This window comes from Ruegeria sp. K5 (assembly GCF_056531805.1).
Genome location: NZ_JBQFML010000001.1, coordinates 810,645 through 835,150 on the forward strand (window position 1 = coordinate 810,645; position 24,506 = coordinate 835,150).

A 24,506-nucleotide genomic window follows, 5' to 3' on the forward strand; every position below is an offset into this window, starting at 1 on the left:
AGAGTAATTTGCGGCGGGCCTTTGAAGCGGCCCGCCAAGGCCGCGCGTCGTTAACTCCCCAGTCCCCGGACGCGCGGCCTGACCGGATCAGAACCCGGCGTTGATGGCCTGTGCGGCGTCGATCTTGTCCTGACCCACGTCACCAGCGAACTGATCCCAGACGGGCTTCATCGCATCAACCCAGGCCTGACGCTGTTCGGGATTCAGTTCACGAATGATACCACCCGCGTCGGTGATCGAGGCTTTGGCCGCTTCGTTCACGGCAAAGGCTTCCTTGTTCCGGGTTTCGGTCACTTCGTCCATGATGGTCATGAACTGGTCACGCACCTCGGGGTCCAGGCTGTCCAGCCAATCCACCGAGGTCACGACCAGATAGTCGATGATGCCGTGATTGGTCTCGGTGATGCCGTCCTGCACCTCGAAGAACTTCTTGCCGTAGATGTTCGACCAGGTGTTTTCCTGCCCGTCCACAACGCCCTGTTGCAGCGCGCCATACACTTCCGAGAACGCCATCTTCTGCGGGCTGCCACCGATCGCTTCCATCTGCGCAACCAGCACGTCCGAGGACTGCACGCGGAATTTCAGACCATCCGCATCCGACGGATCAACCAGCGGCTTGTTCGCCGACATCTGCTTCATGCCATTGTGCCAGAAGGCCAACCCCTGCAGGCCACGGCGCTGCATGCTGTCCTTCATCGCCTGACCATCGGCCGAGGCCTGGAACGCGTCCACGGCATCGATGTTCTTGAACATGAACGGCAGGTCAAACAGGCGGAACTGTTTGGTGAACTTCTCAAACTTCGACAGCGACGGCGCGGCCAGTTGCACGTCGCCTTGCAGCATCGCCTCAAGCACCTTGTCGTCATTATAGAGCGTCGAGTTCGGATAGACCTCCATACACATCACGCCGTTCATCTCATCATTGACACGCTGTTCCAGCAGCGAGGCAGCGATGCCTTTCGGGTGCTTGTCGGTGTTCGTCACATGCGCGAACTTGACGACGATTTCACCATCGTCGCACGCCGCAATACCCGCCGAGGCGGTTACCGCCAATGCCAGAGCCGTCGCGGCTGTTGTCAAAACTCTCATCTGTTCTCCTCCCAGACTTCAATACATTCCATCAGATGCCACAGGGGCACCGCATGCCGGGCAGTGAAGCGAATCAAATCCTACCGCACAACGTTTTGATTCCGGGGATGACGGGTCGGCAATTTTAAAATAATAACAGCCACTTAAATTATGCCTTTAAGGCACGTATTTTATCACCCAGCCAAGGATGTGCGGAAATCCGCACAGCGGAAAACCAAGATGTGCGGAAATCCGCACGGTTTTCGAATCACCGGTCCAGAATCAATCCCTTTGCCCCATCACACCCACCGCAGCCCGCGCCAGCGGGCTGCCCGGCCCAACAGCTTTGACCGGATGAAAATGCGGGCAAAGCTGGCGGGAGTGTCTGCTTATCTGCGATAATCCTCGGGGCGGATCTGATACCGCGCCAGCTTGTCATAGAACGTCTTGCGCGGCAGTTTCAGTGCGTTTGCCGCGTTCGAGGCTTTGCCATTGTGCCGCCCCAAAGCCGCAATCAACAACGACCGTTCGACCCGCGCCATCTGATCGCTCAACCCAAGTTCCGCGGCCTGAGCGACATCCTCGGGCATGCCCAACACAAATCGCATCGCTGCAGACATCAACGACCGTGCATTCCCCGGCCAATCGCGCGCCATCAACGACGCCAGATGGTCCGAGGTGATCTCGGGCTCGGGGATACCGGCCTGTTCGGCGGCTTGCGCCACATAGTGACGAAAGATGACCGGGATATCCTCGGGTCGCTCGGCCAGAGACGGAATGCGCACCTGCATCACGTCCAGACGATAGAACAGATCGGCGTTGAAACGCCCCTCGTCCGACAGCGCAGCCAGATCCGCTGTTGTTCCCGCAAGGATCCGGGCATCCGTACCCTGTTCAATCCGTTCCAGAGCCGCATATTGCGTGGCCTGCGGCATTGCCGAGATCTCATCCAGAAACAAGGACCCGCCCGCAGCATCCTCGCACCCTTGCAGTAGCTCCTCAGCAGTCAACGCGGATCCCGCGCGCTTCACAAAGGGACCCTGTGCAACAGGAGACATCAGATGCACAACTTCGGCCACCTTGGACACCCCGCTGCCCGGCGGCCCTGTCACCAAAACCTCGGCCCCGGTTGGGGCAACGTTTCGCACCCGCTCGCGCAACGCCTCGGCCTGTGGTGACAGGCCGAACAACAAACGCGCTGCGGGATCGCCGCGCTCAAGCTCGGACTTCAGTGCACGCTTTTCCATGACCTGCGACCGCTGCGCAAAAGCGCGTTCAAGCACCACCAGCAGATCCGAGGCCGCGCAGGGCTTTTCCAGAAAATCAAACGCCCCCTGCCCCATGGCCTGCACCGCCATCGGAATATCCCCCTCACCGGTCAACAGAATCACCGGCAGTTCGGGGTCCACATCGCGCGCATAGGTCAGAAGATGAAAACCGTCACGCCCCGGCATCCGAATGTCCGAGACGATGACACCGGGAAAATCCGCCCGGATATGATCCTTTGCCGCAACAAAGGATCCTGCCGGAACCGGCGTGAATTCGGCCAGTTCCAAAGTCTGCGCCAGCGCCTCACGCACGGCGGCATCGTCATCGACCAGAAGGACCCTGCGTGTCATGCAACCTCTTCCTCTCTGAAATACTCAAGCTCGACAGTGAATACCGCGCCGTTTTCGGCGTTCGCACCGCGAATATTGCCGCCAAAACTCTGCACCAGCCCGTAAGAAATCGACAGGCCCAGCCCCATGCCTTCGGACGAGCCGACGGATTTGGTGGTATAAAACGGCTCGAACAATTTGTCGGGGTCTTCGATACCCGGCCCGCTGTCGCGTATCGCCACAACAACGCGATCTCCGGTTCCAATCTCGATCAAGATACGCTTGTCTGCCTGCCCGCTCATCGCGTCGATGGCGTTGTTGATCAGGTTCACAAAGACCTGCGCCAAACGAACCTCACCGCCCCACGCATTCACCGGATGGGTCGGTGGGGTCCAGTCCAACGTTACCCCTTCTTCACGCAATCTTGCCTCTGTCAGTTCAATCGCCGATTGGATCACCTGAACCAGATCGACCTTGCCCATAGGCTCGCTTTCGTTGCGCGCAAAGGCCCTCAGGTTCTTGATGATCCGCGCCATGCGCGCGGCCATTTCCGAGATACGGCCAAGGTTTTTTCCGGCCTTTTCACCCTGCCCCCGCTCCATGAAGGCTGCACCATTGTCGGCGAACTGTTGAATGGCCATCAAGGGCTGGTTCAATTCGTGACTGATGCCCGCCGACATCTGACCCAATGCGCTCAGCTTACCAGCCTGTACCAAATCCGCCTGAGCTTGCTTCAAGGCAGCCTCCGCCTCCTGCCGCTCAGCCACTTCGCGCCGCAGGGCTGTGTTGGCGGTCGTCAGATCCCGTGTTCGCTTTGCCACGCGGCCTTCAAGCACGGCATTGGCTTCGGCCAAAGTACGCCGCCGCTCGGTGGCCAGAAACAACAAGGCGCCAAAGGCCAGACAGATCGCGGCCACCGCCGCCGCCTGCAACCCGGCCAACCGGCGCGCCGGGGCCACATCCACCAGCACCTCGGCGGTCATGTCGATCACCGGCAGATCAAGCGTCAGATGCAGCGCGTGCTGCGGCAGGTAACGGCCCCAGTTCAACCGCCATAACTCGTGCCCGCCAACCCAGGACGAGGCAAAATCGACTGGCGCGCCCTCGGGCGGCGTCAACCCCCGCTGCCCGTCGGCGCGGTACCAGAACAACAGATCGGACCGGTTCGAGATAAAGACGACGCCGTTGTGATCAACAAAGAAAACCGCTTCGGTACTGCCGCGCCAGGTCTGTTCGACATCCTGAACATCTGCGAACACCATCAAGGCCCCTACGACCTGTCCGGCTGGACCAAAAGCCGGGGCCGCGTAGGAATAGATCCTGTTTCCGCTTTCGGTTTCGACACCATGCGCACTGCCCATCGCGCCCTGCAATGCACGCTCAAACGCGGGATGCCCCGCCATGCTGCGTTGCGCAACTGGCTGGGCCGAGGCCAGAACGCGGCCAGTTCGATCCAGATACATCATGTTGACCGCAGCTGTCTTGTCGGCCACATCCAATAGCACCTTGCGCGCCTCTTGCTGCTGCTGGGACGTTTCCAGCGCGGCCAGCGTCGGGTGACCTGCCATCAGAACCGCAAGCTCCTGATAGACCTGCATCTGAGTGCTCAGCCGGTCGGCGGCAAGCTCCAGATCGGCTTCGGCCTTTTCACTCAGCTGCGACAGCGCCTGCCGATACCCGTAGGACCAGACACCTGCCGACAATAAACCGACCGCGATCAGGAAACCGCAAATGACCCAAAACCTTTGCATGACATAGGGTCTTGCATTCACGCCGCCTGATGGCAAGTCTGCGCCGCATGAAGACCGTCTCTCAATCTCCGACCGATCCGGGTTTCGTTCAGGACCCCTATCCGTTCTATGACACAGCCCGCGCGCATGGAGATCTGGTTTATTGGAGCGACTACAACATGGTCGCCGCCGTTTCGCACAAGGCGGTCCACGCGCTGTTGCGCGACCGCCGCTTTGGTCGCGAAATCCCTGCTGAGCTTGCAAAACCCGGCCCGGATCACCTGGCCCCGTGGCTGGCGGTCGAGGCTCATTCGCTGCTTGAGACTGAACCACCCCGCCACACGCGGCTGAGGGCTTTGGTCACACGGGCCTTCACCTCGCGCGCCATTGCCGCCTTGGCCCCGTCGATCGAAACCCTGTGCCATGACTTGATTGATCAGTTTCCGGACCGGCCCTTCGACTTACTGGATGCCTATTGCACGCAAGTTCCTGTCATAACGATCTGCCGCCTGCTGGGGGTGCCCGAAAGCATGTCCCCCGACCTGCTCAGATGGTCCCACGACATGGTCGCGATGTATCAGGCAAGCCGCACGTCAGAGACTGAACAGAACGCAGCGCAATCCGCACAGGATTTCACCGCCTTTCTAGACGGTTACATCCAACAACGACGCACCGACCCGCGTGACGACCTGATCACCCGCCTGATTGCGGCAGAAGAAGAAGGCGACAGGCTGTCAACCGATGAACTGATCGCCACCTGCATCTTACTGCTCAATGCAGGGCATGAGGCGACGGTCCACTCACTTGGGAATGGTGTAAAAACCCTTCTTCAATGCGGTCTGGGCAGCAGTACCCTCGGGCCGGATGCAATCGATGGCACTGTGGAGGAGATCCTGCGCTTCGATCCGCCCCTGCATATGTTCACCCGCTATGCCTATGAAGAGGTTGAGGTTTTTGGCCATTCCTTCAAACGCGGCGATCAGGTTGCGCTGTTGCTGGGTGCCGCCAACCGGGACCCCGAGGCATGGCCGGACCCGCATATCTTCAATCCAAAGCGTCCGGTCAAAACAAACTCAAGCTTTGGCGGCGGCCTGCACTTTTGCGTTGGCGCGCCCCTGGCCCGGCTCGAGATGCGCATCGCTCTGCCCATCCTGTTCGACAGATGCCCCAATCTGCACCTGACCGAGCCGCCAACATACTCGGACAGCTACCATTTTCACGGCCTTGAACACCTAATGGTTCTGGCCTGAAGCCTAAAATCAAATCGCGCGTTCCGCGCGATGCCTCCGGCGGGGATATTTTTAGCCAGATGAAGTCTGGATCCCCTGTTCATCTGGCTGGAAATATCCCGGGGGAGTCGCCCCGACAGGGGCGGCGGGGGCAGCGCCCCCAACCCCCTTAGGTGCTGGCCAAGGCGTTCAAGGGAAGCATGGTCGTGGACTTGATCTCTTCCATTGACAGCAATGCGGTGACGTTGTGGACACGAACCTCTGATATCAGAGACTGGTAAAACTGATCATAGGCGCGGGCATTTTTAACCCGTACTTTCAGAATATAGTCGATGTCCCCTGCCAGTCGGTGTGCCTCTTGCACTTCGGGTTGATCCCGAAGGGCTTTCAGGAACTTACGCTGCCAGTCGGCTTCGTGCTCGGATGTGCGGATCAGAACAAAAAAAGTGGCCTCGAACCCCAGCGCTTCGGCGTCCAGCAATACCGTTTGCTGACCAATGATTCCGGCGCTTTTGAGCTTGCGGATTCGATTCCAAACCGGGGTCTTGGAACTGCCGACCCGGGCTGCTATTTCGTCCAGCGACTGGCTGGCATCGCGCTGCAGCTCAGCCAGAATTTTCCGATCCGTATCGTCTATCCGCACCGACATTCCATTTTTCCTTCAGTTTCGAAACGCTCGTCCCAAACAGGTCGCTTAAGAAGACGCACGTTCTTATTTATTCCGCGATATGGCGGTTTGGTGGGAATATTTCCTATATTGTAGGGCAAGTCAAACCAAGCTCTGGACGATCTGATGCAGCTTACGAACGAAACAGGACGCACAGGACATGTCGACTTTGTCGGCGCTGGTCCCGGTGATCCGGAATTGCTGACGCTCAAGGCCCTGAAAGCCTTTGAGCGCGCGGATGTCGTTCTGCATGACCGTCTCATCGGCGAAGACGTCCTGACCCTTGCCGGGCAAAGCGCGCATCTGGTGGATGTTGGCAAGGCTGGGTTCGGCCCGTCATGGAAGCAAGCCGATATTGACGCACTGCTGGTCGATTATGCCCTGAAAGGCAACCGCGTTGTGCGTCTGAAATCCGGCGACCCCACCGTGTTTGGGCGGCTGGACGAGGAAATCGAAGCGGTTGAGGCTGCTGGTATCTCGTGGCGCATCGTTCCCGGCATCACTGCGGCCTCTGCAGCCGTTGCGGGCATCGGTCAAAGCCTGACCCGGCGTGGGCGCAATTCCTCGGTCCGGTTTCTGACAGGGCATGACATGAAGGGTTTCGCCGATCACGACTGGACCGCTCTGGCGCGCGAGGGATCGGTTGCCGCGATTTACATGGGCAAGAAATCCGCCCGTTTCATCCAGGGTCGCCTGATCATGCACGGCGCGGACCGCGCCACACCTGTAACACTGATCGAAAATGCCTCGCGCCCGGATCAGCGCGTTGTGGCAAGCACGCTCGATCAACTGCCCACCGACCTGAGTGCCGCCGAAATGGACGGCCCGGTTCTGACATTCTATGGCCTTGCCCCGCGCCAAGCGGCCGAGGCCCTGACCGAATTCAATAAGGAGCTTGCCTGATGGCCCGCGCTTTTACCCCTAAAGTTGTCACTGCAAATGACCTGCTGGAAGGCGACGTGATCTACCAGACCGAGGATGACCGCTGGTCGCGCGATCTGTCCGAGGCCGAGCTGATCACTGATGAAGCCCACGCGCAGGTCCGTCTGCTGGACGCCGCCCGCCAAGCCAACAAGATCGTTGGTGCCTATCTTGCCGATGCAGCCGCTGGCGCAAACGGCCCCGAACCCACCCATTTCCGCGAGGAGTTCCGCCGCACCGGGCCCTCGAACTATGCCCATGGCAAGCAGGAAACTGAAACGCAGCCCCGGGCCTGACTTCTGGCCCCTCTTCCTCTCCCCAAAGGCCCCAAAGTTCGGGGCTGCAACTAAGGACAGCTAGATATGTATCGCTACTCCGAGTTCGACACAGCATTCCTGGCAGAGCGCAACAAACAGTTCCGCGCGCAGGTCGAGCGTCGTATTGACGGCTCGCTGACCGAAGATGAATTCAAACCCCTGCGCCTGATGAACGGCCTGTATCTGCAACTGCACGCCTATATGCTGCGGGTCGCCATTCCCTATGGAACGCTGAACAGCGCGCAGATGCGCCAACTGGCCCTGCTGGCCGAGAAGTGGGACAAGGGCTATGGCCATTTCACCACCCGTCAGAACATCCAGTATAACTGGCCGAAACTGAACGACGTGCCGGATATGCTGGACGCGCTGGCCGAAGTTGGGATGCACGCCATTCAGACCTCAGGCAACACGATCCGCAACGTGACCGCCGACCATTTTGCCGGTGCCGCCGCGGATGAGATCGCCGACCCGCGCCCCTACGCAGAACTGCTGCGCCAGTGGTCCACCGATCACCCGGAATTCCAGTTCATGCCGCGCAAGTTCAAGATCGCCATCACCGGCAGCGAAAACGACCGCGCCGTGATCAAAGCGCATGACATCGGCCTGCAACTGATCGAGCGTGACGGCGTTCTGGGTGCCCGCGTCATCGTGGGCGGCGGTCTGGGCCGTACGCCGATGATCGGCAAGGAACTGTCCGAATTTGTCGCCTTTGACGACCTGCTGGCTTATCTTGAGGCCACCGTTTCCGTCTGGAACCAGATCGGCCGCCGCGACAACAAGTACAAGGCGCGTATCAAGATCACCGTGCATGAGCATGGCATCGACGCCATCCGCGCCAAGGTGAACGAGCGCTTCCTGCAGGTCCGCCCGCAGTTCAAGGGCGCGGACATGAACCTGCTGGAAGAGATCAAGGGCCACTTTGCTGCCCCTGCCTTCCGCGAAGGTTCGGTTGCGTCGTTCGAAAGCGCCTATACCGACGATCCGGTATTCCGCTCGTGGGTCGATACCAACATCGCGCCGCACAAGAACGCGGACCACGCGATTGTCACGATCTCGATCAAAAAGCACGGCGCAACGCCCGGTGATGCAACTGCCGAGCAGATGCGCGTAATGGCCGATCTGGCCGAAACCTTCGCCTATGACGAGCTGCGTATCAGCCATGAGCAGAACGTGATCCTGCCCCATGTCCACAAGTCGGACCTGCCCGCGATCCATGCCAAGCTGAAAGAACACGAACTGGCCACAGCCAATATCGGCCTGATCAGCGACATCATCACCTGCCCCGGCATGGATTACTGCGCGCTGGCGACGGCCCGCTCGATCCCGGTTGCGCAGGAAATCGCGACCCGGTTTGACGAGCTGAAGCTGGAGCATGATATCGGCCACCTGAAAATCAAGATCTCGGGCTGCATCAACGCATGTGGTCACCACCATGTGGGCCATATCGGCATTCTGGGTCTGGATCGCGCAGGCGTCGAAAACTACCAGATCACGCTGGGTGGTGACGCGACCGAAACAGCCGCCGTTGGCGACCGCACCGGTCCGGGCTTTGCCTATGACGAGATCGTGCCAGCCGTCGAACGCATCGTTGACACCTACCTGAACCAGCGTGAGAGCGCCGAAGAAACCTTCCTGGAAACATATCGCCGCGTCGGTATGGCTCCGTTCAAGGCGGCCCTCTACCCCGAGGCTCAGGCGAATGCCGCTTGACCTTATCCAGACGGAACTGGGTGCAGACAGGCGCGAGCTGACCGACAAGGTTGACGCGCTGAACAACCGGTTCCGCCACCACAGCGCCCATGACGTCATGCATGGCGCAATCGAAGAGATCGACGAGCTTGCTTTGGTCTCAAGCTTTGGGGCGGAATCGGTGGTGTTGCTGCATATGGCGGCGGTGGTCGACAAGATGACCCCCGTGCTGTTTGTGGACACGCAGATGCTGTTTACCGAAACGCTGGAATACCAGCAGGAGGTCAGCGAGCGTCTGGGCCTGAAAAACGTTCATATCATCCGCGCGGATGATCAGGACATTCAGCGGGAAGACCCCTATGGCGCGCTGCGCCTGCGGGATACGGATGCGTGTTGCAACCTGCGCAAAACCTTCCCGCTGCAACAGGCATTGACCGGGTATTGCGGCTGGATTACCGGGCGCAAGAGATTCCAGTCCGGCACCCGCGCCGCGCTCGATTTCTTCGAGGTCGAGGACGGAACAGGCCGGATCAAGGTGAACCCGCTGGCCCATTGGGCGCCCGAAGATGTGCGCGCCTATATGGAAGAAAACAACCTGCCCCGGCATCCGCTGGTGGCTAAAGGATACCCATCGATCGGCTGTGCGCCCTGCACCTCGCCGGTCAAAGAGGGCGAAGACCCCCGCGCCGGGCGCTGGCGCGACCAGAACAAGGAAGAATGCGGCATCCATTTTGTCGATGGCAAAATGGTGCGCGCCGGAGAGAAAACATGAACGTAATCGTAACGGATGAGGGGTTCGCCCCCGATGACTGGACCGACGGCTTTGTGGCCCTGGAAGACGCCGCGAATGATGTTGTGGCGCTGGATGTGGCCTCGGACACCGACCCGGATGAGCTGATTGACCGTCTGGGCAGCGCAAAAATGGTACGCGTGGACTTTCCGTCCTCGGCGGATGGGCGTGGGTTCACCATCGCGCGCGTGCTGCGTCTGAAAGGCTTTACCGGACGTCTGCGCGCCAAGGGGCACGTTCTGGCCGACCAATACGCCATGGCCCGCCGCAGCGGGTTTGACGAAGTTGAAATCGACAACGCCCTGGCGACCCGTCAGCCCGAAGATCAGTGGCTGGCCCGCGCCGACTGGAAAGAGAATAACTACCAGGCCCGCCTGCGCGGCTAAGACCGCCATCGCCAGCTTGTGAAGGAAGGGGGCAAACTGTCCCCTTTTCCTGACTTGGATCAAAGATTAAACGGAGATGTCGGTTTACCTCACCGGCAGTGAAACGATGACAGAGATGAAACCCGTGAGTGAAGCAACCGCCGTAAAGGCCCCCGTACTGCCCGACGCGCAGACTGTGACCGATGTGAAGCATTGGACCGACAGCCTGTTCTCGTTCAAAGTGTCGCGCCCTGCGACGCTGCGGTTCCGCTCGGGCGAGTTTGTGATGATCGGCCTGATGGGCGACCCCGACCCCAAGACCGGGCGTCAGAAACCTCTGCTGCGCGCCTATTCGATTGCTTCGCCTTCGTGGGATGAAGAGCTCGAATTCTACTCGATCAAGGTGCAGGACGGCCCGCTGACCTCGAAGCTGCAGCATATCAAACCCGGCGATCAGATCATCCTGCGGCCCAAGCCCGTCGGCACTCTGGTCCATGATGCCCTGCTGCCCGGCAAACGTCTGTGGTTCTTTGCCACCGGCACCGGCTTTGCGCCATTTGCCTCGCTGCTGCGCGAGCCGCAGACCTATGAGGACTATGATGAGGTCATCATCACCCACACCTGCCGCGAAGTGGCCGAGTTGGAATATGGCCGCCAGCTGATTGAAAGCATTCGTCAGGACGAATTGCTGGCCGAACTGATGGGCGAAGGCTTTGCCGACAAGATCCGCTACTACCCGACAACAACGCGGGAAGAGAGCCCCAAGATGGGCCGCATTACGGAACTTCTGAAAGACGGCACCGTGTTTGCCGATCTGGGCATCGAAGGCGGCATCAAGCCCGAAACCGACCGCGCGATGGTCTGCGGCTCGCTGGCCTTCAACCTGGACATCAAGGAAATCCTGGAAGAGTTCGGCCTGCGCGAGGGCGCAAACTCGGAACCCAAGGAATTCGTGATCGAAAAGGCATTTGTCGGCTGATCGACACGGCTGGCCGGGCCTTTCCTGACCCGGCCAGCCGATTCCCGCGATAATTCACGGGAATTTCCGACTTACAGGCGTTTATGCTGCTTGAAACGCTGCCCGGCCCGGTCTAAATTCCGGGCTCGAAATTCTGCAATCATCAAAGGAATGAACCCATAGCTCGCAGACCCCACAACGCGCCGCCGCAGAGAGATACCGGACCGCGCGTCAACGACAAAATCCGTGCCCCCGAAATCCGCCTGATTGGTGCTGAAGGTGAAAATGTCGGGGTGGTTCATCCCGCCAAAGCCATGCAACTTGCCGCCGATGCCGGCCTCGATCTGGTCGAGATCTCGCCCAACGCGAATCCGCCGGTCTGCAAGATCATGGACTTTGGCAAGTACAAATACGAAACGCAGAAGCGCGAAGCCGAGGCCCGCAAGAAACAAAAGATCATCGAGGTGAAAGAGGTCAAGTTCCGGCCCAACACCGACACGCATGATTATGACGTCAAGATGAAGAACGTCTTCAAGTTTCTGGAAAAGGGCGACAAGGTCAAGGTCACCCTGCGGTTCCGCGGTCGTGAGATGGCGCACCAGAACCTGGGGCGCGAACTGCTGGAACGCGTAGCCGAAGACATCAAGGATATCGGCAAGGTCGAGAACATGCCGAAGATGGAAGGCCGTCAGATGATAATGATGATCGGCCCGCTGCCGCAGAAATAACCCCGGCAAGCAATCCCAATTCGAACCCTGCCAGAGACGATCTGGCAGGGTTTTTTTGTTCACCTGAACGTCATTGATCGCGATTTGCATCCCATCGAGATAATCCGCACATGCTGAAAGCCGGAAAGCGACAACAGGTCGATTTCAGACGCTCTGATTTCGACGCCGCCTTGGCGCAATCCGGAAAGATGTGGATCGGGGTTTGGATCAATCCGAATGCCACGGATCCTTGGGAGGCTACGATGGGTGAAATGTCTTTTGCCGGCGGCGTTTATCAGTCGCTTCCGTCGCAGGCCTATTGCGACGAGGCCGTGTTTGCCACCGAACGCAGCCGCATATTCAGACGCGCGTGGCAACTGGTTGGCCATGTAACCGACCTGCCCAACCTCGGAGACTATGTTGTCGAGGATATCAGCGGCATCTCGGTGATTGTGATCCGGGGTCAGAATTGTGAAATCCGCGCTTTCTACAATGTCTGCGTGCATCGCGGGCATGAGCTGCTGAATGGCAAGGGCTGCGCCAAAAAGATGACCTGCCCCTATCACGCCTGGACCTATGACACGACCGGTCAGCTGCGCGCCGCCCCAAATGCCACTGCCTTTCCCGGGTTCGACAAAAGCCAGTACAAACTGCGCCCGGTGCGGATTGAGGTCTTCTTTGGGCTGATCCTGGTCAATCTGGATGCGGATGCACGCCCGATGGCCGAACTGGCACAGGAGGCGCTTGGCGAGATTTCGGACTATGCCCCCAACCTGCCCACCTACCAGCGCGCCGATCGCACGGAACGCTTGGCTAGTGCGAACTGGAAGGTCGTGGCGGAGAATTTCAACGAATGCTACCACTGCGCCGTGGTGCACAAGACCCTGACGACAGGCGTTGTCGACCCGGATCAATACCAGACGCGCGGTCACGATTATGGCATTCGCCACGCAAGCCCGGCTCGGCCGGATTCCCAGAAATCCTATGAGTATGTGGCGGACCCCGCTGCGCGCACGGACAAATTCTTGACCTGGTGGTTCTTTCCCCTGTTCGCGCTTCAAGTCTATCCCGGTGGCATCGTGAACACCTATCGCTGGAAACCGCTGAGCGTAAACTCCACCAAGATCGAGGTCGACTGGTGGCTGCCCGACGCCACCCCCAACACGGTTGAGCGCGAGATCATCCTGCAACACCGCACCACCACCTTTGCCGAGGACGGCCCGATTGTGGATTCGGTGCAGCGCGGATTGGAAAGCGGTGCCATTGGTCATGGTGCGCTGGTGGTGGACAATGCCTGCTCGTCCCAGTCAGAGCATCCGATCATGGCATTCAACGCGCATTATCAGAAGGCCATGCAGAACACGGCCCTCTGACCCCTTTTTCAGACCGGAAGCGTCGCATCGATGGCTTTCGCCAGTTTTGAAACCAACTCGTCAATCTGCGGCTCTTCGATGATGAAGGGCGGTGCCAGCAGGATGTGATCGCCGTTCTTGCCGTCGCGGGTTCCCGACATCGGGTAGCAGATCAGCCCCTCGGCCATTGCCGCCTTCTTGATCTTTCCGGCCACACCATGCGCCGGATCGAACGGGGTCTTGCTGTCCCGATCCGCAACCAGTTCGATCCCCCGGAACAGGCCACGCCCGCGAATATCGCCCACATTCGGGTGCTGGCCAAAGGCAGCTTCCAGCGCCGATTGCAGTTTTTCACCCATCACACCGGCGCGCGCGGGAAGATCTCGCCCGGTCAGTTCGCTAACAACCGCCAAAGCCGCCGCCGTGGCCACCGGATGGCCGATATAGGTATGCCCGTGCTGAAAGAAGCCAGAGCCGTTCTGAATGGCCTCATAGATCCTGCCCGTGCACAACATTGCGCCAATCGGTTGATAGCCAGCCCCTAACCCTTTGGCGATGCACAGAATATCCGGAGCGATCCCGTCACGGTCGCAGGCAAACAGATGCCCGGTCCGCCCCATGCCGCACATGACTTCATCCAGGATCAACAGCACGCCGTACTGATCGCAGATTTCGCGAATCCGCTTGAAATACCCGTCCACCGCCGGAACAGCGCCCAGCGTCGCCCCGACAACCGGCTCGGCCATGAACGCCATGACCGTCTCGGGACCAAGCCGCAGAATTTCGGCCTCCAACTCATTGGCGACACGTTGGCCGTAGTCAAAACTGCTCTCACCCTCGGGCTTCTCGGCATATTCATAGCAGGGCGCGATATGGGTCATTTCGATCAGCATCGGCGCAAATTGCGCGCGCCGCCAGGCATTGCCGCCCGCCGACAAGGCCCCCAGCGTGTTGCCGTGATAGCTTTGCCGCCGTGCGATTACATGGCGGCGCTCGGGCTGGCCGATCTCAAGGTAATACTGCCGCGCCAGCTTGATCGCGGCCTCGGTCGCCTCGGACCCGCCCGAGACAAAATACACCCGATCCAGATCACCCGGAGCATGCTCGATCAGCAAATCCGCCAGCGCCTCGGCAGGTTCCGAGGTCATGAACCCGCTATGAGCAAAAGCGATCTGTTCGACCTGCTTTTGAACCGCTTCGATAACGGCAGGATTGGAATGCCCCAGACAGGACACCGCCGCATCGCCACAATCCAGATATCGTTTACCGTCGGCATCGATCAGGTAACACCCCTCGCCCCCGGCGGCGACGGGCAAAGCAGCCTTGGTGTGGCGCGGAAAAACATGGCTCATTTCGAAACTCCCTTGATCAAAGACACCAGCGCCGCAACCGACGCCGCATTGTCAGCCCATGGCTGTCCGTCAGAATTCGTCAGACTGTTTTCGAACCCGACCCGCAGATCACCGCCGCGCTGCGCGGCCTTGTACAAGCACGCATGTTCACGCGGCCCAAAGGCGCACACCATCCAAGGTGAGCGATCCTGCGGGAACTGATCCAGATCCTCGGGCGACGAAACCTGACCGGTCGAATAGCGTCCCAGAACCAACAGGCGATCCTCCTGCCCCTCTCGGACAGTGCCTGCGCGCTGCCATTCGGTCAGCAATGCGGCATCCTCGGCATCATACAGAATATGCTGAACGCGCGTCCCCTGATCTTGACACAGCCCATAGACACGATCCGCCATCTCTGGCGCCCGCGCGATCTCGCGCACCGAGACCGATGCCCAACCGGGCCGCACCTGTCGCAAACACCCATACTGGGCATCAACGCCATAAATGCCCGCAGCTTCGGTCGTGATTTGAATGTCCAGATCGGGCACCTGCTTTTTCAGTTCCACGACGGCTTCGAGATACCGCCCTGCATCCAGCGAATGCTGCCCGTGCGCATCCCGAATATGAAGATGCAAGCCATCTGCCCCAGCCTCACGACACGCCCGCGCGGTTTGGACCGTCTCTTCCATGGTAACTGGCAAGTGCGGGTGATCCACATGCCCGCGCCGCGCGCCATTGGGTGCGACAAGGATGTAGGGTTGCTTTGGCAGGTCGGTCATCGGTTGCTCCGTCAAACACATAGCCGATCTATCCATGCCCCGGACGTTTTCAATTGGATAATTTAAAAACATATGTTTTCTTTCACACCATGACCGACACCCTCAACCAGTTGACCAACGCTCTCAGACACGACATCGACCACATGCCGGCGCAATTGCAGGCGGCGGCCAAATACGTGATCGACCATCCCGGCGACTTTGGCCTCGACCCGATCCGCATCACAGCCGAGAAGATCGGTGTCAGTTCAAACGTCCTTGTGCGCCTTGCCCAGCGTATGGGGTTTGACGGCTACGACGCCTTCCGCCGCCCGTTCCGGCATGCTCTGGTCACGGACGGAGAGGACCGCCTGCATCAGGACTGGCTGTCACGCCAAGGGACAGACGGGCCGTTCAGCGCAGCCCAGGCCGATTTCGCCCGCAACGAGTTGAATGTGGTTACAAGATCACTGCGGTTGATGGACCCCGGCGACGTCAGGGACGCGACCAACCTTATTCTGAACGCGCAGCGCTGTTTCATCACCGCGACGCGGGCCAGCTATGCCCTGGCTTACTATTTCCACTACGCAGGCCGCATGGCCCATCCCGGCCTGCAACTGGTGCCACGGCACATGGGCTCTGCCACCGACGACCTGTTGGACGCGGACAGCAACGATTGCCTGCTGGCCATGACCCTGCGGCCCTATTCGGCAGAAACCATCCGCACCATGCGCTTTGCGGCAGACAAAGGGGTCCGGATCATCCTGATCTCGGACAGCGATGTGATCGCGCCGGGATTGCGACCCGATGTCAGCTTACAGATCAGCACGCGGTCGATGCACCATTTCTCCAGCTTTTCCGGGGCGATGGCCGTGCTGGAATGCCTTCTAAGCCATCTCTTCTCCGCGGGTGGCGAAGACGCCAGACGCCGGGTCGAAGCCTATGAAAAGGCTCGCGAGGATACAGGCGCCTATTGGCAGGCCCCGAAACTGCCCAGAATACGCAGCACATAAAAAGCCCCGGCGCACGGGCCGGGGCTTTCCAGAAAAACCTGCCAGCTTCACATACAGGCTTCAACGGCCCGCTTGGTCATCACCCCAACCAGATGCGCACGGTATTCCTTGCTGCCATGCAGATCGGCAATCATGTTCATCGGGTTGACCTTCAGATCCATCAACGCATCAGGACGGAACGCAGTTTTCAGCGCCGCCTCGGCCTCGGACCACCGGAACACGCCATCCTCGCTGGCCCCCGTCACGGCAACACGTGCACCATCCGAGAACCGCGCCACAAACACACCGACCAGGGCAAAGCGCGAGGCTGGCTGCAGGAACTTCTGATAACTCGCCGCCTGCGGCACCGGGAACCGGACCGATGTGATGATCTCACCCTCATCCAGTGCCGTGCTGAACATGCCGTCAAAGAAATCATCCGCCGCAATCTGCCGCGTATTGGTCACAACCGTCGCGCCCGATCCCAACACACCAGCCGGATAACACGCCGCCGGATCGTTATTGGCGATGGACCCGCCAAGGGTGCCGCGATTACGCACCGCCGGATCACCGATCTGGCCCGCCAGCGCTGCCAACGCCGGATAGTTTCCCGCAGCCTCGCGCGCCACCACCGCATGTGGTGTCGCCCCGCCAATAGCGACCAAGCCGTCATCCTCGATGCAAACCCCCTGCATCTCGGCAATCCCGCTCATCGACACCAGTTTCGACGGCGCAGCCAACCGCTGCTTGAGAGTCGGAATCAGCGTCTGCCCACCCCCCAGCGCCTGCGCATCTTCAGACCCTAACGCAGCAACCGCATCCGCGATGGTCGAGGGCTTCTCAAACTCGAAATTGTACATTTCGTCTTCCTTTCCGAAAGGCGCGGATCCGCCCTTCATCTGGCTATAAATATCCCGGGGAGCGCGAAGGGGTGGCCCCTCGCACCCCAAACTCTCCGCTGTTTTTCGCCCCCCAAACGCGCGACGGGCTCACGGGCATGTCGATGTGATCGACCGCCTTGCCGCCCGAATTCAGCGCATCCAGCACCGCATTGACCACCGCAGGCGGAGAGCCAATCGCCCCGGCCTCACCACAGCCTTTCACCCCCAACGGGTTATGCGTACACGGCGTCTGGCTGGAATGATCCACGCCATAAAACGGCACGTCATCTGCGCGTGGCATCGCGTAATCCATGAAAGACGCGCTCAGCAGTTGCCCGTTTTCGTCATAGGCGCAGTTCTCCAGCAGGGCCTGACCGATCCCCTGCCCGATCCCGCCATGAACCTGACCATCAACGATCATAGGGTTGATGATGTTGCCGAAGTCATCCGCAGCGGTGAACTTTTCGATGCTGACCTGACCGGTTTCAGGATCGACCTCGACCTCACACGCATAGGCCCCTGCCGGGAAGGTGAAGTTGGCCGGATCGTAGAACGCGGTCTCTTCCAGCCCGGGCTCCACCTCCAGCGGGTAGTTATGCGGCACGTAGGCGGTCAGGGTCACATCGCCCCAGGCCACCGACTTGTCGGTGCCTGCCACGCTGAATTGACCATCCTTCAGCTCGATATCAGCCTCGGACGCTTCCAGCAGATGGGCGGCGATCTTCTTGGCCTTCTCGATCACCTTCTCTGTCGCCTTGACCATGGCCGAGCCACAGACCGCCAGAGACCGAGACCCATAGGTCCCCATCCCAAACGGGATCTTCGAGGTGTCACCATGCACAATCTCAACCATCGACTCGTCGATGCCGATCATGTCGGCCACAACCTGCGGGAAAGCGGTTTCGTGCCCCTGCCCGTGGCTATGCGCGCCGACCATGACGCTGATCGAACCGGTGGCATTCACCCGCACCGTCGCCGCGTCATAAAGACCCGCGCGGGCCCCCAACATGCCAACGATGTTCGAGGGCGCAATCCCGCACGCCTCGATATAGCAGTTGATGCCAAGACCACGCAGTTTTCCATTGGCTTCACTGGCCGACCGGCGCGCGGCAAAGCCCGCCAGATCGGCGGCGGCCTCCAATTTGTCCATAGTCCCATTGTAGTTGCCGGTGTCATAGGTCAGCGCCACCGGCGTGTCATAGGGGAACTGGGTGACAAAGTTCTGGCGGCGCAGGGCAATCGGATCGACGCCCAACTCGCGCGCGGCCTTGTCCACCACGCGTTCCAACTGGAACGTCGCCTCGGGTCGACCCGCACCGCGATAAGCATCCACCGGAACAGTGTTCGTAAACATCGCCTTAACGTTCACCTGAATGACCGGCGTCTTGTAGTTGCCCGCCATCAACGTGCCGTGCAGCCATGTGGGCACTGAACTCGAGAAGGTCGACAGATACGCCCCAAGATTCGCGAAGGTATTCGTGCGCAGACCGATGAAGTTATTATCGGCATCCAGCGCCAGTTCGATGGTACTGACATGATCGCGACCATGAGCATCCGACATGAACGCCTCGGACCGGCTGGACGACCATTTGACCGGACGGCCGCAGGCCTTGGCGGCAAATGTCACGAACGCCTCTTCCGCATAGTGGAAGATCTTGGTGCCGAAACCACCGCCAACATCCGGCGCGACCACACGGACCTTGTGTTCAGGCAGGCCCAGAACAAAGGCGCACATCAGCAGACGGATCACATGCGGGTTCTGCGAGGTGGTATAAAGCGTATATTCCTCGGTCGCCCGAGCGTATTCAGCGACAGCAACGCGCGGCTCCATCGGGTTAGCAACCAATCGGTTGTTCACCAGATCCAGAGTGGTCACATGCGCCGCGTTGGCAAACACCTCATTGACCTTGGCATCGTCGGCCTCACCCAACTGCCAGTCATAGCAGATGTTGTTTTTTAGATCGTCATGGACCAGCGTCGCCCCATCCTGCGCGGCGGCCTTCATGTCGATCACGGCAGGCAGTTCTTCGATATCGACCTCAATCGCCTCGGCGGCGTCGCGGGCCTGTTCCAGACTATCGGCCACAACGGCGGCAATCGGATCGCCTACATGGCGCACCTTGCCCTGGGCCAGAATCGGATGCGGAGGTTCCTGCATGGGCGCGCCGTGCTTGTCGGTCACTTCCCAGCCGCAGGGCATCCCGCCCACGCCTTCGAAATCCTTGCCGGTGAAAACCTTGACCACACCCGGCATCCCCTCGGCCGCCGAAGTATCGACGGATTTGATCCGCCCATGCGCTATGTCGGACCGCAGGAAATGCACATAGGCCTGGTTATGTACGTTGATGTCGTCGGTGTAATTGCCTGCTCCGGTCAGAAAGCGCACGTCCTCGCGGCGCTTGGAACTGGCTCCGATGCCACTGTCTTTGGGCATTGCTTGTTCTCCTCCCATAAACGGATGCGGATGCATCCTCTGTCATCCCACGGGCGTCTCCCTTACGCCCGCAGTGGCATCATTCGGCAGCGATGCTGCTGGCGTCCTGACCCGAAGCGGCCATGATCGCCTTGACGATGTTGTGGTATCCGGTGCAACGGCACAGGTTGCCTTCCAGATACTTGCGGATCTCGGCCTCGGTCGGGCGCGGACTGTCATTCAGCAGGGCCGCGGCACTCATCACCATACCCGGCGTGCAGAACCCGCATTGCAGCCCGTGGTGATCCTGAAATGCCTGCTGAATGACATTCAGCGACCCGTCCGGATTGGCCTGCCCTTCGATGGTACCCACGTCGGCCCCATCAGCCTCAAGCGCCAGCATGTTGCAGGATTTGACCGCCTCACCATTCACATGCACCACACAGGCGCCGCATTGGGCCGTGTCGCAGCCTACATGTGTGCCCGTCAGCGACAGGTGGTCGCGCAGAAAGCTGGACAGCAGGGTCCGGCCTTCGACGTCACCGCTTACGGATTTACCGTTCACGGTCATTGAGACCTGTGTCATGAGTTCCTCCCAGTTTTGATTTTCTCCCTTGCGACCGAGTTAAACACGGGAATTTTCGTTTGAGAACAAAAATCTTGTCGCGTTCAACGCCCCAAGCGTCGCTTAACACTCATAACCTAAAGTGGCGGGGATAGAGGTCAAAATGCCGTAGCGTCACGGCCTGCGCTGGGCGCGCGGCTGAGGTCGTGTCGGGATTTCCTTGAGCAATCCGCCCACACCCATGGCCGCAATATCCGCGCCTGTGGTCTCGACACCGCAGGCAACGCGGGACAGAACCCAATCCGCGCCGTTCAAAGCAGGCGAGCGTGCGCAACCCGGCAGGCCGATCACGGGCCGATCCCCCATCGCGCCCAGAAACAGCAGGTTGCCGGGATCGACCGGCATGCCGAACCGATCCACCGCCCCACCCGCTGCCCGCACAGCCGAAGGTGCCACATCATCCACATCCGAGGTGGCCGAGGCGGTCAGGATCATCAGAACGTCGCCCTGCGTTCCGGCAATGGCCTTCGCAAGGGGATCGGTGTCATGCGCGACGATCTGCACGTCGCACAACTCCATCCCCAACAGTTCGACCCGCCCCCGCATGGCCGCGATGCCTTTTTCGTTCGGTGGTCCGCCGGGAATATCCGTCACGATCAGACCAGCGGTCTTGTGAACCGGCGCAATCAGTTGAATTGCGCTTTGCGCAAGGCTTGCTGCGCGCTGAACGTCTACTTCGGGCACGGCGTAGGAAATAACCTTGATCGTCGCGACCATTCCGCCGTCGCTCATCTGCTGATGCTGCGGAACTGTGGCGACGGTGATCATTGGGTTGACCTGATTAAATTGCTCCAGCGCGGCCACGTCCAGCGCCACGACGCCCGGCCCGTTGGCCAGCAGATTGACGCGCCCCGTAAATGCTTCGGTCACGCGCAGGTTCGCCGCTGCCGGGTCAGGTACCAAAGCCTTGGCCAGCAGCGTAGCCGCTTCGTCCTCGTGACAGTCGCCGGGTTCCAGACGGGCCACGACAATTTCGGTCAAACCGGCCTGTGTCAGTTGTGCGATGTGATCTTCGGTCAGTCTCAGACCCTTGCGCAGTTTGCGGTCCGCGGCCATGACCGAATGCGCCAGAATCGCCCCGCTTGCATCGGCTACGGGCACCGGGCCAAACTTCATGCCTTGCCTCGCAGAACAGCCGTCATCTGAGCCAGGATCGCAACGGCAATTTCCGAAGGATCAGTGGCCCCGATGTCCAGACCAATTGGCCCGTGTATTCTGCCGATCTGCGCATCGGTAAACCCGGCAGCAACCATACGCTCGACCCGTTTGGCATGGGTTCGCTTTGACCCCAGCGCGCCGATGTAGAACACGTCCGCCTCCAACGCGGCTTGCAGCGCGGGGTCGTCCAGCTTGGGGTCATGGGTCAGCAGAACAACCGCTGTGCGCGTGTCCAGTCCCAGTTTCAAAACGGCTTCGTCCGGCCAATCGGTGAGAATCTTTTCACCGGGAAAACGCGCATCCGACGCGAAGGCATCGCGCGGGTCCACGATGGCCGGGTCATATCCCGCAATCCGCGCCATTGGCACCAGAGCCTGCGCGATGTGAACCGCACCGACGACGATCAGGCGCAACGGCGGGTTATGGACGGCGACAAAGGTCTCTGCATCCTCTTCGAACCCTGACCGGTCCATACGCAGTCGGTCGGGGTATTTGTTGCGCCGCAGGGCGCGGTGGCCGCTGTTGATATTGACCTCATAAGCCAGCGGCTCGCGCGCTGCCCGCGCGGCGACCAGTTCGGCCAGCATCGATTCTGGCAGGACGCGGCCAACCGGTTCAACCAGAACCCGGATGGTGCCGCCACAGGCCAGACCCACAGCAAAGGCGTCTTCGTCGCTGACACCAAACTCCAGCAATCGTGCCTCGCCCTCATCAATGGCTTCCAGCGCCTCGACAATCACCGCGCCTTCGACGCACCCGCCGGACACGGACCCTTCGATCCGCCCATCACCGCCAATCACCAACTGAGCGCCCACCCGGCGCGGTGCGCTGCCCCAGGTCTCGACCACCGTCGCCAAGGCCGCACCGCGTCCTTTGCGGTGCCAGTCCAAAGCGGTTTCCGGGCTGTTGTCGAATCGCTCCATCGAAGCCTCCTGAGGTCATCGGACTCAACATAGTCAGGAAAAGCGGGAAGAAAAGCATGTGGGGGGCGGTCCCCGCTCAAGGACGAGGTCGCTTGGGGGCGAAGGCTCCTTCGTATTCACATAAGCAAAGCATTGATTGTCTGCGCCCGTGCTTTTAGCCTGCAGCTACCTTCGGGGCCAATCCCGGACGTGCCCCCATTTTCAAAACGGAGACAGAGAGTTGAAACGCATTCTTACACTCGGCGCAGCCTTTGGGCTGTTGGCGTCAACCGCAGCCTGGGCTGATACATTTGAACGCTATGGCGAGGTCGAAGGCTGGAAGGTCTTCATCGACAATGAAAAGAAATCCTGCCTGATCGAAGCGATCGATGACTCGGAAAACGTGGTTCAAATGGGCCTGACCGAGGATCGCGCCGTGGGCTATGTCGGCGTCTTTACCAAAGCCGAAACGGACATCAAGCGCGGTGAGAAAGAAGCCGTGGCGATCATTCTGGGCGACAACCTGTATCTGGGCGAGGCCACGGGCATGAAGGGAAACATCACCAAGGGATATTCAGGCGGCTACGTGCTGTCGGACGATCCGCAATTCGCGGAAGATCTGGCCAAACAGAAGGTCATGATCGTGTTCCCGGAAAAATCCTTTGGATTCACTGTCGATCTGACCGGCACTTACAAAGCCATCGAAATGGCGCGCGAGTGCAATGAAAAACAGCTGGGCTGACGCTTAGCCGGAAAGCGCGGAGATCAGCCGCGCTTTCTCACCTACATCCTGTGGTTCCGAAATGACGGTCGCCAGATCTTCGAGCGATGCAATCGAGTGACCGGCGCGGAAGCTGTCCACGTGCGGCAGCATGGCAGCCACACCCTGCGCCTTTGGTGCGAACCCATCCCATCGCAGCAACGGATTGAGCCAGATCAGACGGCGCGCCGACAGGTGCAGACGTTTGGTTTCTTTCGCCAAGGCGTCCGTGTCGCCACGATCCAGCCCGTCCGAGATCAGCAGAACAACGGCACCCTGCCCCATCACGCGCCGCGACCAGTCGCGGTTGAACGCGTGCAGACAGTCCCCGATCCGTGTGCCACCCTCCCAATCCTGCGCTTCGGCCCCGGCGGCGGCCAGCGCGGCGTCCACGTCGCGTTGGTGCAAGTGGCGGGTGATATTGGTCAGTCTTGTGCCAAAGGTGAAAGCGTGGACCTTGGCCCATCCCGCGCCTTTGGCGTTCGAGACGGTGTGCAGGAAATGCAGGATCAAGCGGCTGTATTGGCTCATTGAACCCGAGATGTCGCAAAGAACCACAAGATTGGGCCAGCGTGGCCTAGGTTTTTGCAGCGCAATGTCCCGTATCTCACCACCCTGACGCATGGCTGCGCGCAGGGTTCTGGCGCGGTCGATGCGGTGGCCCAGAGGGTTGGCCTGCGCCCGCCTGCTGGCAATCGGATGAACCGGCAAGGCAAGACGCGCCAGAAGGCGTTTGGCCTGCGCGATTTCATCCGTGCTCATCTGCTCAAAATCCAGACTGCGCAGGCGTTCTTCGGAAGACGCGGTTTGCGAGGCGTCAATGTCGAGCTCGGTTTCGCCTTCATCTTCCGCAGCCTCGGGCAGATCACGGTCAACCCCGTCCAGCAGCGCCTCGGCTGCGCGCTTTTCGGCAGCGTCTGCTTTACGTTCTTCCTGCACGCCCCGAATGGCGGGCAGCATCATGGACATCATGTGTTCCAGATAGCGCGGGTCGCGCCAGTAGAGGCGAAAAACCTGTGCAAAGACGGTGCGATGTTCAGGTCGGTTCACGAAACAGGCATGCAGGGTCCAGTAGAAATCCTGCCGTTGGGTGAAACCCGCCGCCTGCACGGCACGAATTGCGTCGACCACCCGACCTGTCCCGATGGGCAGTCCCGCCTTGCGCAGCGCACGGGCGAAATGGGTGATGTTTTGCGCCAGTTTCGGATCTGCGGGGGTGTCGAGCGTGAGGTGTTCGGCCATTACCTTTCATGGGGGCTCTGCCCCCATACCCCCGAGGTATTTTTAAACAGAAGAAG

Annotated in this window: 23 protein-coding genes; 11 read left to right on the forward strand and 12 right to left on the reverse strand. The window is 60.1% G+C overall.

The window, feature by feature from the left end; all coding sequences use genetic code 11:
• Positions 1-87: 87 nt before the first annotated feature.
• The 3 genes from ACR0MO_RS04155 to ACR0MO_RS04165 all read right to left on the reverse strand — a co-directional run bounded on the left by ACR0MO_RS04155 (position 88) and on the right by ACR0MO_RS04165 (position 4,417).
• The gene (locus ACR0MO_RS04155) at positions 88-1,089 is read right to left on the reverse strand and encodes a DctP family TRAP transporter solute-binding subunit (protein ID WP_170621739.1); all 1,002 of its coding nucleotides are present in this window, start codon (positions 1,087-1,089) and stop codon (positions 88-90) included.
• Between the two features lie 368 nt (positions 1,090-1,457).
• Positions 1,458-2,687, reverse strand: coding sequence for a sigma-54-dependent transcriptional regulator (locus tag ACR0MO_RS04160; RefSeq protein WP_480889834.1), 1,230 nt, complete (start codon positions 2,685-2,687; stop codon positions 1,458-1,460).
• The gene (locus ACR0MO_RS04165) at positions 2,684-4,417 is read right to left on the reverse strand and encodes an ATP-binding protein (protein ID WP_170450966.1); all 1,734 of its coding nucleotides are present in this window, start codon (positions 4,415-4,417) and stop codon (positions 2,684-2,686) included. Before ACR0MO_RS04165 ends, ACR0MO_RS04160 begins: the two co-directional genes overlap by 4 nt.
• Before the next feature lie 47 nt (positions 4,418-4,464).
• Between ACR0MO_RS04165 and ACR0MO_RS04170 the strand changes: the two genes are divergently transcribed.
• Positions 4,465-5,646, forward strand: coding sequence for a cytochrome P450 (locus ACR0MO_RS04170; RefSeq protein ID WP_170453043.1), 1,182 nt, complete (start codon positions 4,465-4,467; stop codon positions 5,644-5,646).
• A 148-nt stretch (positions 5,647-5,794) separates the two neighbouring features.
• Here the strand turns inward: ACR0MO_RS04170 and ACR0MO_RS04175 are convergent, their stop codons facing one another.
• Entirely contained in the window at positions 5,795-6,274 is a 480-nt protein-coding gene (locus tag ACR0MO_RS04175; protein WP_170518306.1) for an Lrp/AsnC family transcriptional regulator, read from the reverse strand.
• Between the two features lie 144 nt (positions 6,275-6,418).
• Between ACR0MO_RS04175 and cobA the strand changes: the two genes are divergently transcribed.
• The 8 genes from cobA to ACR0MO_RS04215 all read left to right on the forward strand — a co-directional run bounded on the left by cobA (position 6,419) and on the right by ACR0MO_RS04215 (position 13,412).
• A complete protein-coding gene (cobA, locus tag ACR0MO_RS04180) occupies positions 6,419-7,195 on the forward strand; it encodes a uroporphyrinogen-III C-methyltransferase (RefSeq protein ID WP_480625958.1) in 777 nt (258 codons plus the stop codon).
• Positions 7,195-7,509, forward strand: coding sequence for a DUF2849 domain-containing protein (locus ACR0MO_RS04185; protein ID WP_170450972.1), 315 nt, complete (start codon positions 7,195-7,197; stop codon positions 7,507-7,509). The genes cobA and ACR0MO_RS04185 overlap by 1 nt, the downstream gene beginning before the upstream one ends.
• Before the next feature lie 66 nt (positions 7,510-7,575).
• Entirely contained in the window at positions 7,576-9,240 is a 1,665-nt protein-coding gene (locus ACR0MO_RS04190; RefSeq protein WP_480889837.1) for a nitrite/sulfite reductase, read from the forward strand.
• Positions 9,230-9,991, forward strand: a complete 762-nt coding sequence (locus ACR0MO_RS04195) for a phosphoadenylyl-sulfate reductase (protein ID WP_480625956.1) — start codon at positions 9,230-9,232, stop codon at positions 9,989-9,991. Before ACR0MO_RS04190 ends, ACR0MO_RS04195 begins: the two co-directional genes overlap by 11 nt.
• A complete protein-coding gene (locus tag ACR0MO_RS04200; protein ID WP_480889841.1) occupies positions 9,988-10,395 on the forward strand; it encodes a DUF934 domain-containing protein in 408 nt (135 codons plus the stop codon). Before ACR0MO_RS04195 ends, ACR0MO_RS04200 begins: the two co-directional genes overlap by 4 nt.
• A 106-nt stretch (positions 10,396-10,501) precedes the next feature.
• Positions 10,502-11,353, forward strand: a complete 852-nt coding sequence (locus ACR0MO_RS04205) for a ferredoxin--NADP reductase (protein ID WP_170450982.1) — start codon at positions 10,502-10,504, stop codon at positions 11,351-11,353.
• Between the two features lie 245 nt (positions 11,354-11,598).
• On the forward strand, positions 11,599-12,060 hold the full coding sequence (infC, locus tag ACR0MO_RS04210) for a translation initiation factor IF-3 (RefSeq protein ID WP_480582217.1): 462 nt from the start codon (positions 11,599-11,601) through the stop codon (positions 12,058-12,060).
• Between the two features lie 110 nt (positions 12,061-12,170).
• Positions 12,171-13,412: an aromatic ring-hydroxylating oxygenase subunit alpha gene (locus tag ACR0MO_RS04215; protein ID WP_480889843.1), complete on the forward strand. Its 1,242-nt coding sequence runs from the start codon at positions 12,171-12,173 to the stop codon at positions 13,410-13,412.
• Positions 13,413-13,420: 8 nt separating this feature from the next.
• Here ACR0MO_RS04215 and ACR0MO_RS04220 read toward each other — a convergent pair whose 3' ends face one another.
• A complete protein-coding gene (locus ACR0MO_RS04220) occupies positions 13,421-14,743 on the reverse strand; it encodes an aspartate aminotransferase family protein (RefSeq protein ID WP_480581394.1) in 1,323 nt (440 codons plus the stop codon).
• Positions 14,740-15,501, reverse strand: a complete 762-nt coding sequence (locus ACR0MO_RS04225) for a beta-keto acid cleavage family enzyme (RefSeq protein WP_480889847.1) — start codon at positions 15,499-15,501, stop codon at positions 14,740-14,742. The genes ACR0MO_RS04220 and ACR0MO_RS04225 overlap by 4 nt, the downstream gene beginning before the upstream one ends.
• A gap of 89 nt (positions 15,502-15,590) precedes the next feature.
• Between ACR0MO_RS04225 and ACR0MO_RS04230 the strand changes: the two genes are divergently transcribed.
• On the forward strand, positions 15,591-16,490 hold the full coding sequence (locus tag ACR0MO_RS04230) for a MurR/RpiR family transcriptional regulator (RefSeq protein ID WP_480889850.1): 900 nt from the start codon (positions 15,591-15,593) through the stop codon (positions 16,488-16,490).
• Between the two features lie 47 nt (positions 16,491-16,537).
• On the opposite strand, the gene ACR0MO_RS04235 is transcribed toward ACR0MO_RS04230, so the two are convergent.
• The 5 genes from ACR0MO_RS04235 to ACR0MO_RS04255 form a co-directional block, all read right to left on the reverse strand.
• Complete coding sequence (locus tag ACR0MO_RS04235) at positions 16,538-17,329, reverse strand: FAD binding domain-containing protein (RefSeq protein ID WP_480889853.1); 792 nt, start codon at positions 17,327-17,329, stop codon at positions 16,538-16,540.
• 43 nt (positions 17,330-17,372) lie between these two features.
• On the reverse strand, positions 17,373-19,784 hold the full coding sequence (locus ACR0MO_RS04240) for a xanthine dehydrogenase family protein molybdopterin-binding subunit (RefSeq protein ID WP_480889856.1): 2,412 nt from the start codon (positions 19,782-19,784) through the stop codon (positions 17,373-17,375).
• A 79-nt stretch (positions 19,785-19,863) separates the two neighbouring features.
• Positions 19,864-20,349 (reverse strand): (2Fe-2S)-binding protein, encoded by a 486-nt coding sequence (locus ACR0MO_RS04245; RefSeq protein WP_170518265.1) that lies wholly within the window; start codon positions 20,347-20,349, stop codon positions 19,864-19,866.
• Positions 20,350-20,502: 153 nt separating this feature from the next.
• Positions 20,503-21,504 (reverse strand): molybdopterin-binding protein, encoded by a 1,002-nt coding sequence (locus ACR0MO_RS04250; RefSeq protein ID WP_480889858.1) that lies wholly within the window; start codon positions 21,502-21,504, stop codon positions 20,503-20,505.
• Entirely contained in the window at positions 21,501-22,469 is a 969-nt protein-coding gene (locus ACR0MO_RS04255) for an XdhC family protein (protein WP_170518262.1), read from the reverse strand. Before ACR0MO_RS04255 ends, ACR0MO_RS04250 begins: the two co-directional genes overlap by 4 nt.
• 220 nt (positions 22,470-22,689) lie before the next feature.
• Between ACR0MO_RS04255 and ACR0MO_RS04260 the strand changes: the two genes are divergently transcribed.
• Positions 22,690-23,190, forward strand: coding sequence for a hypothetical protein (locus tag ACR0MO_RS04260; protein ID WP_170451001.1), 501 nt, complete (start codon positions 22,690-22,692; stop codon positions 23,188-23,190).
• Positions 23,191-23,193: 3 nt separating this feature from the next.
• Here the strand turns inward: ACR0MO_RS04260 and ACR0MO_RS04265 are convergent, their stop codons facing one another.
• Positions 23,194-24,450, reverse strand: coding sequence for a vWA domain-containing protein (locus ACR0MO_RS04265; RefSeq protein WP_480889861.1), 1,257 nt, complete (start codon positions 24,448-24,450; stop codon positions 23,194-23,196).
• Between the last annotated feature and the right edge of the window lie 56 nt (positions 24,451-24,506).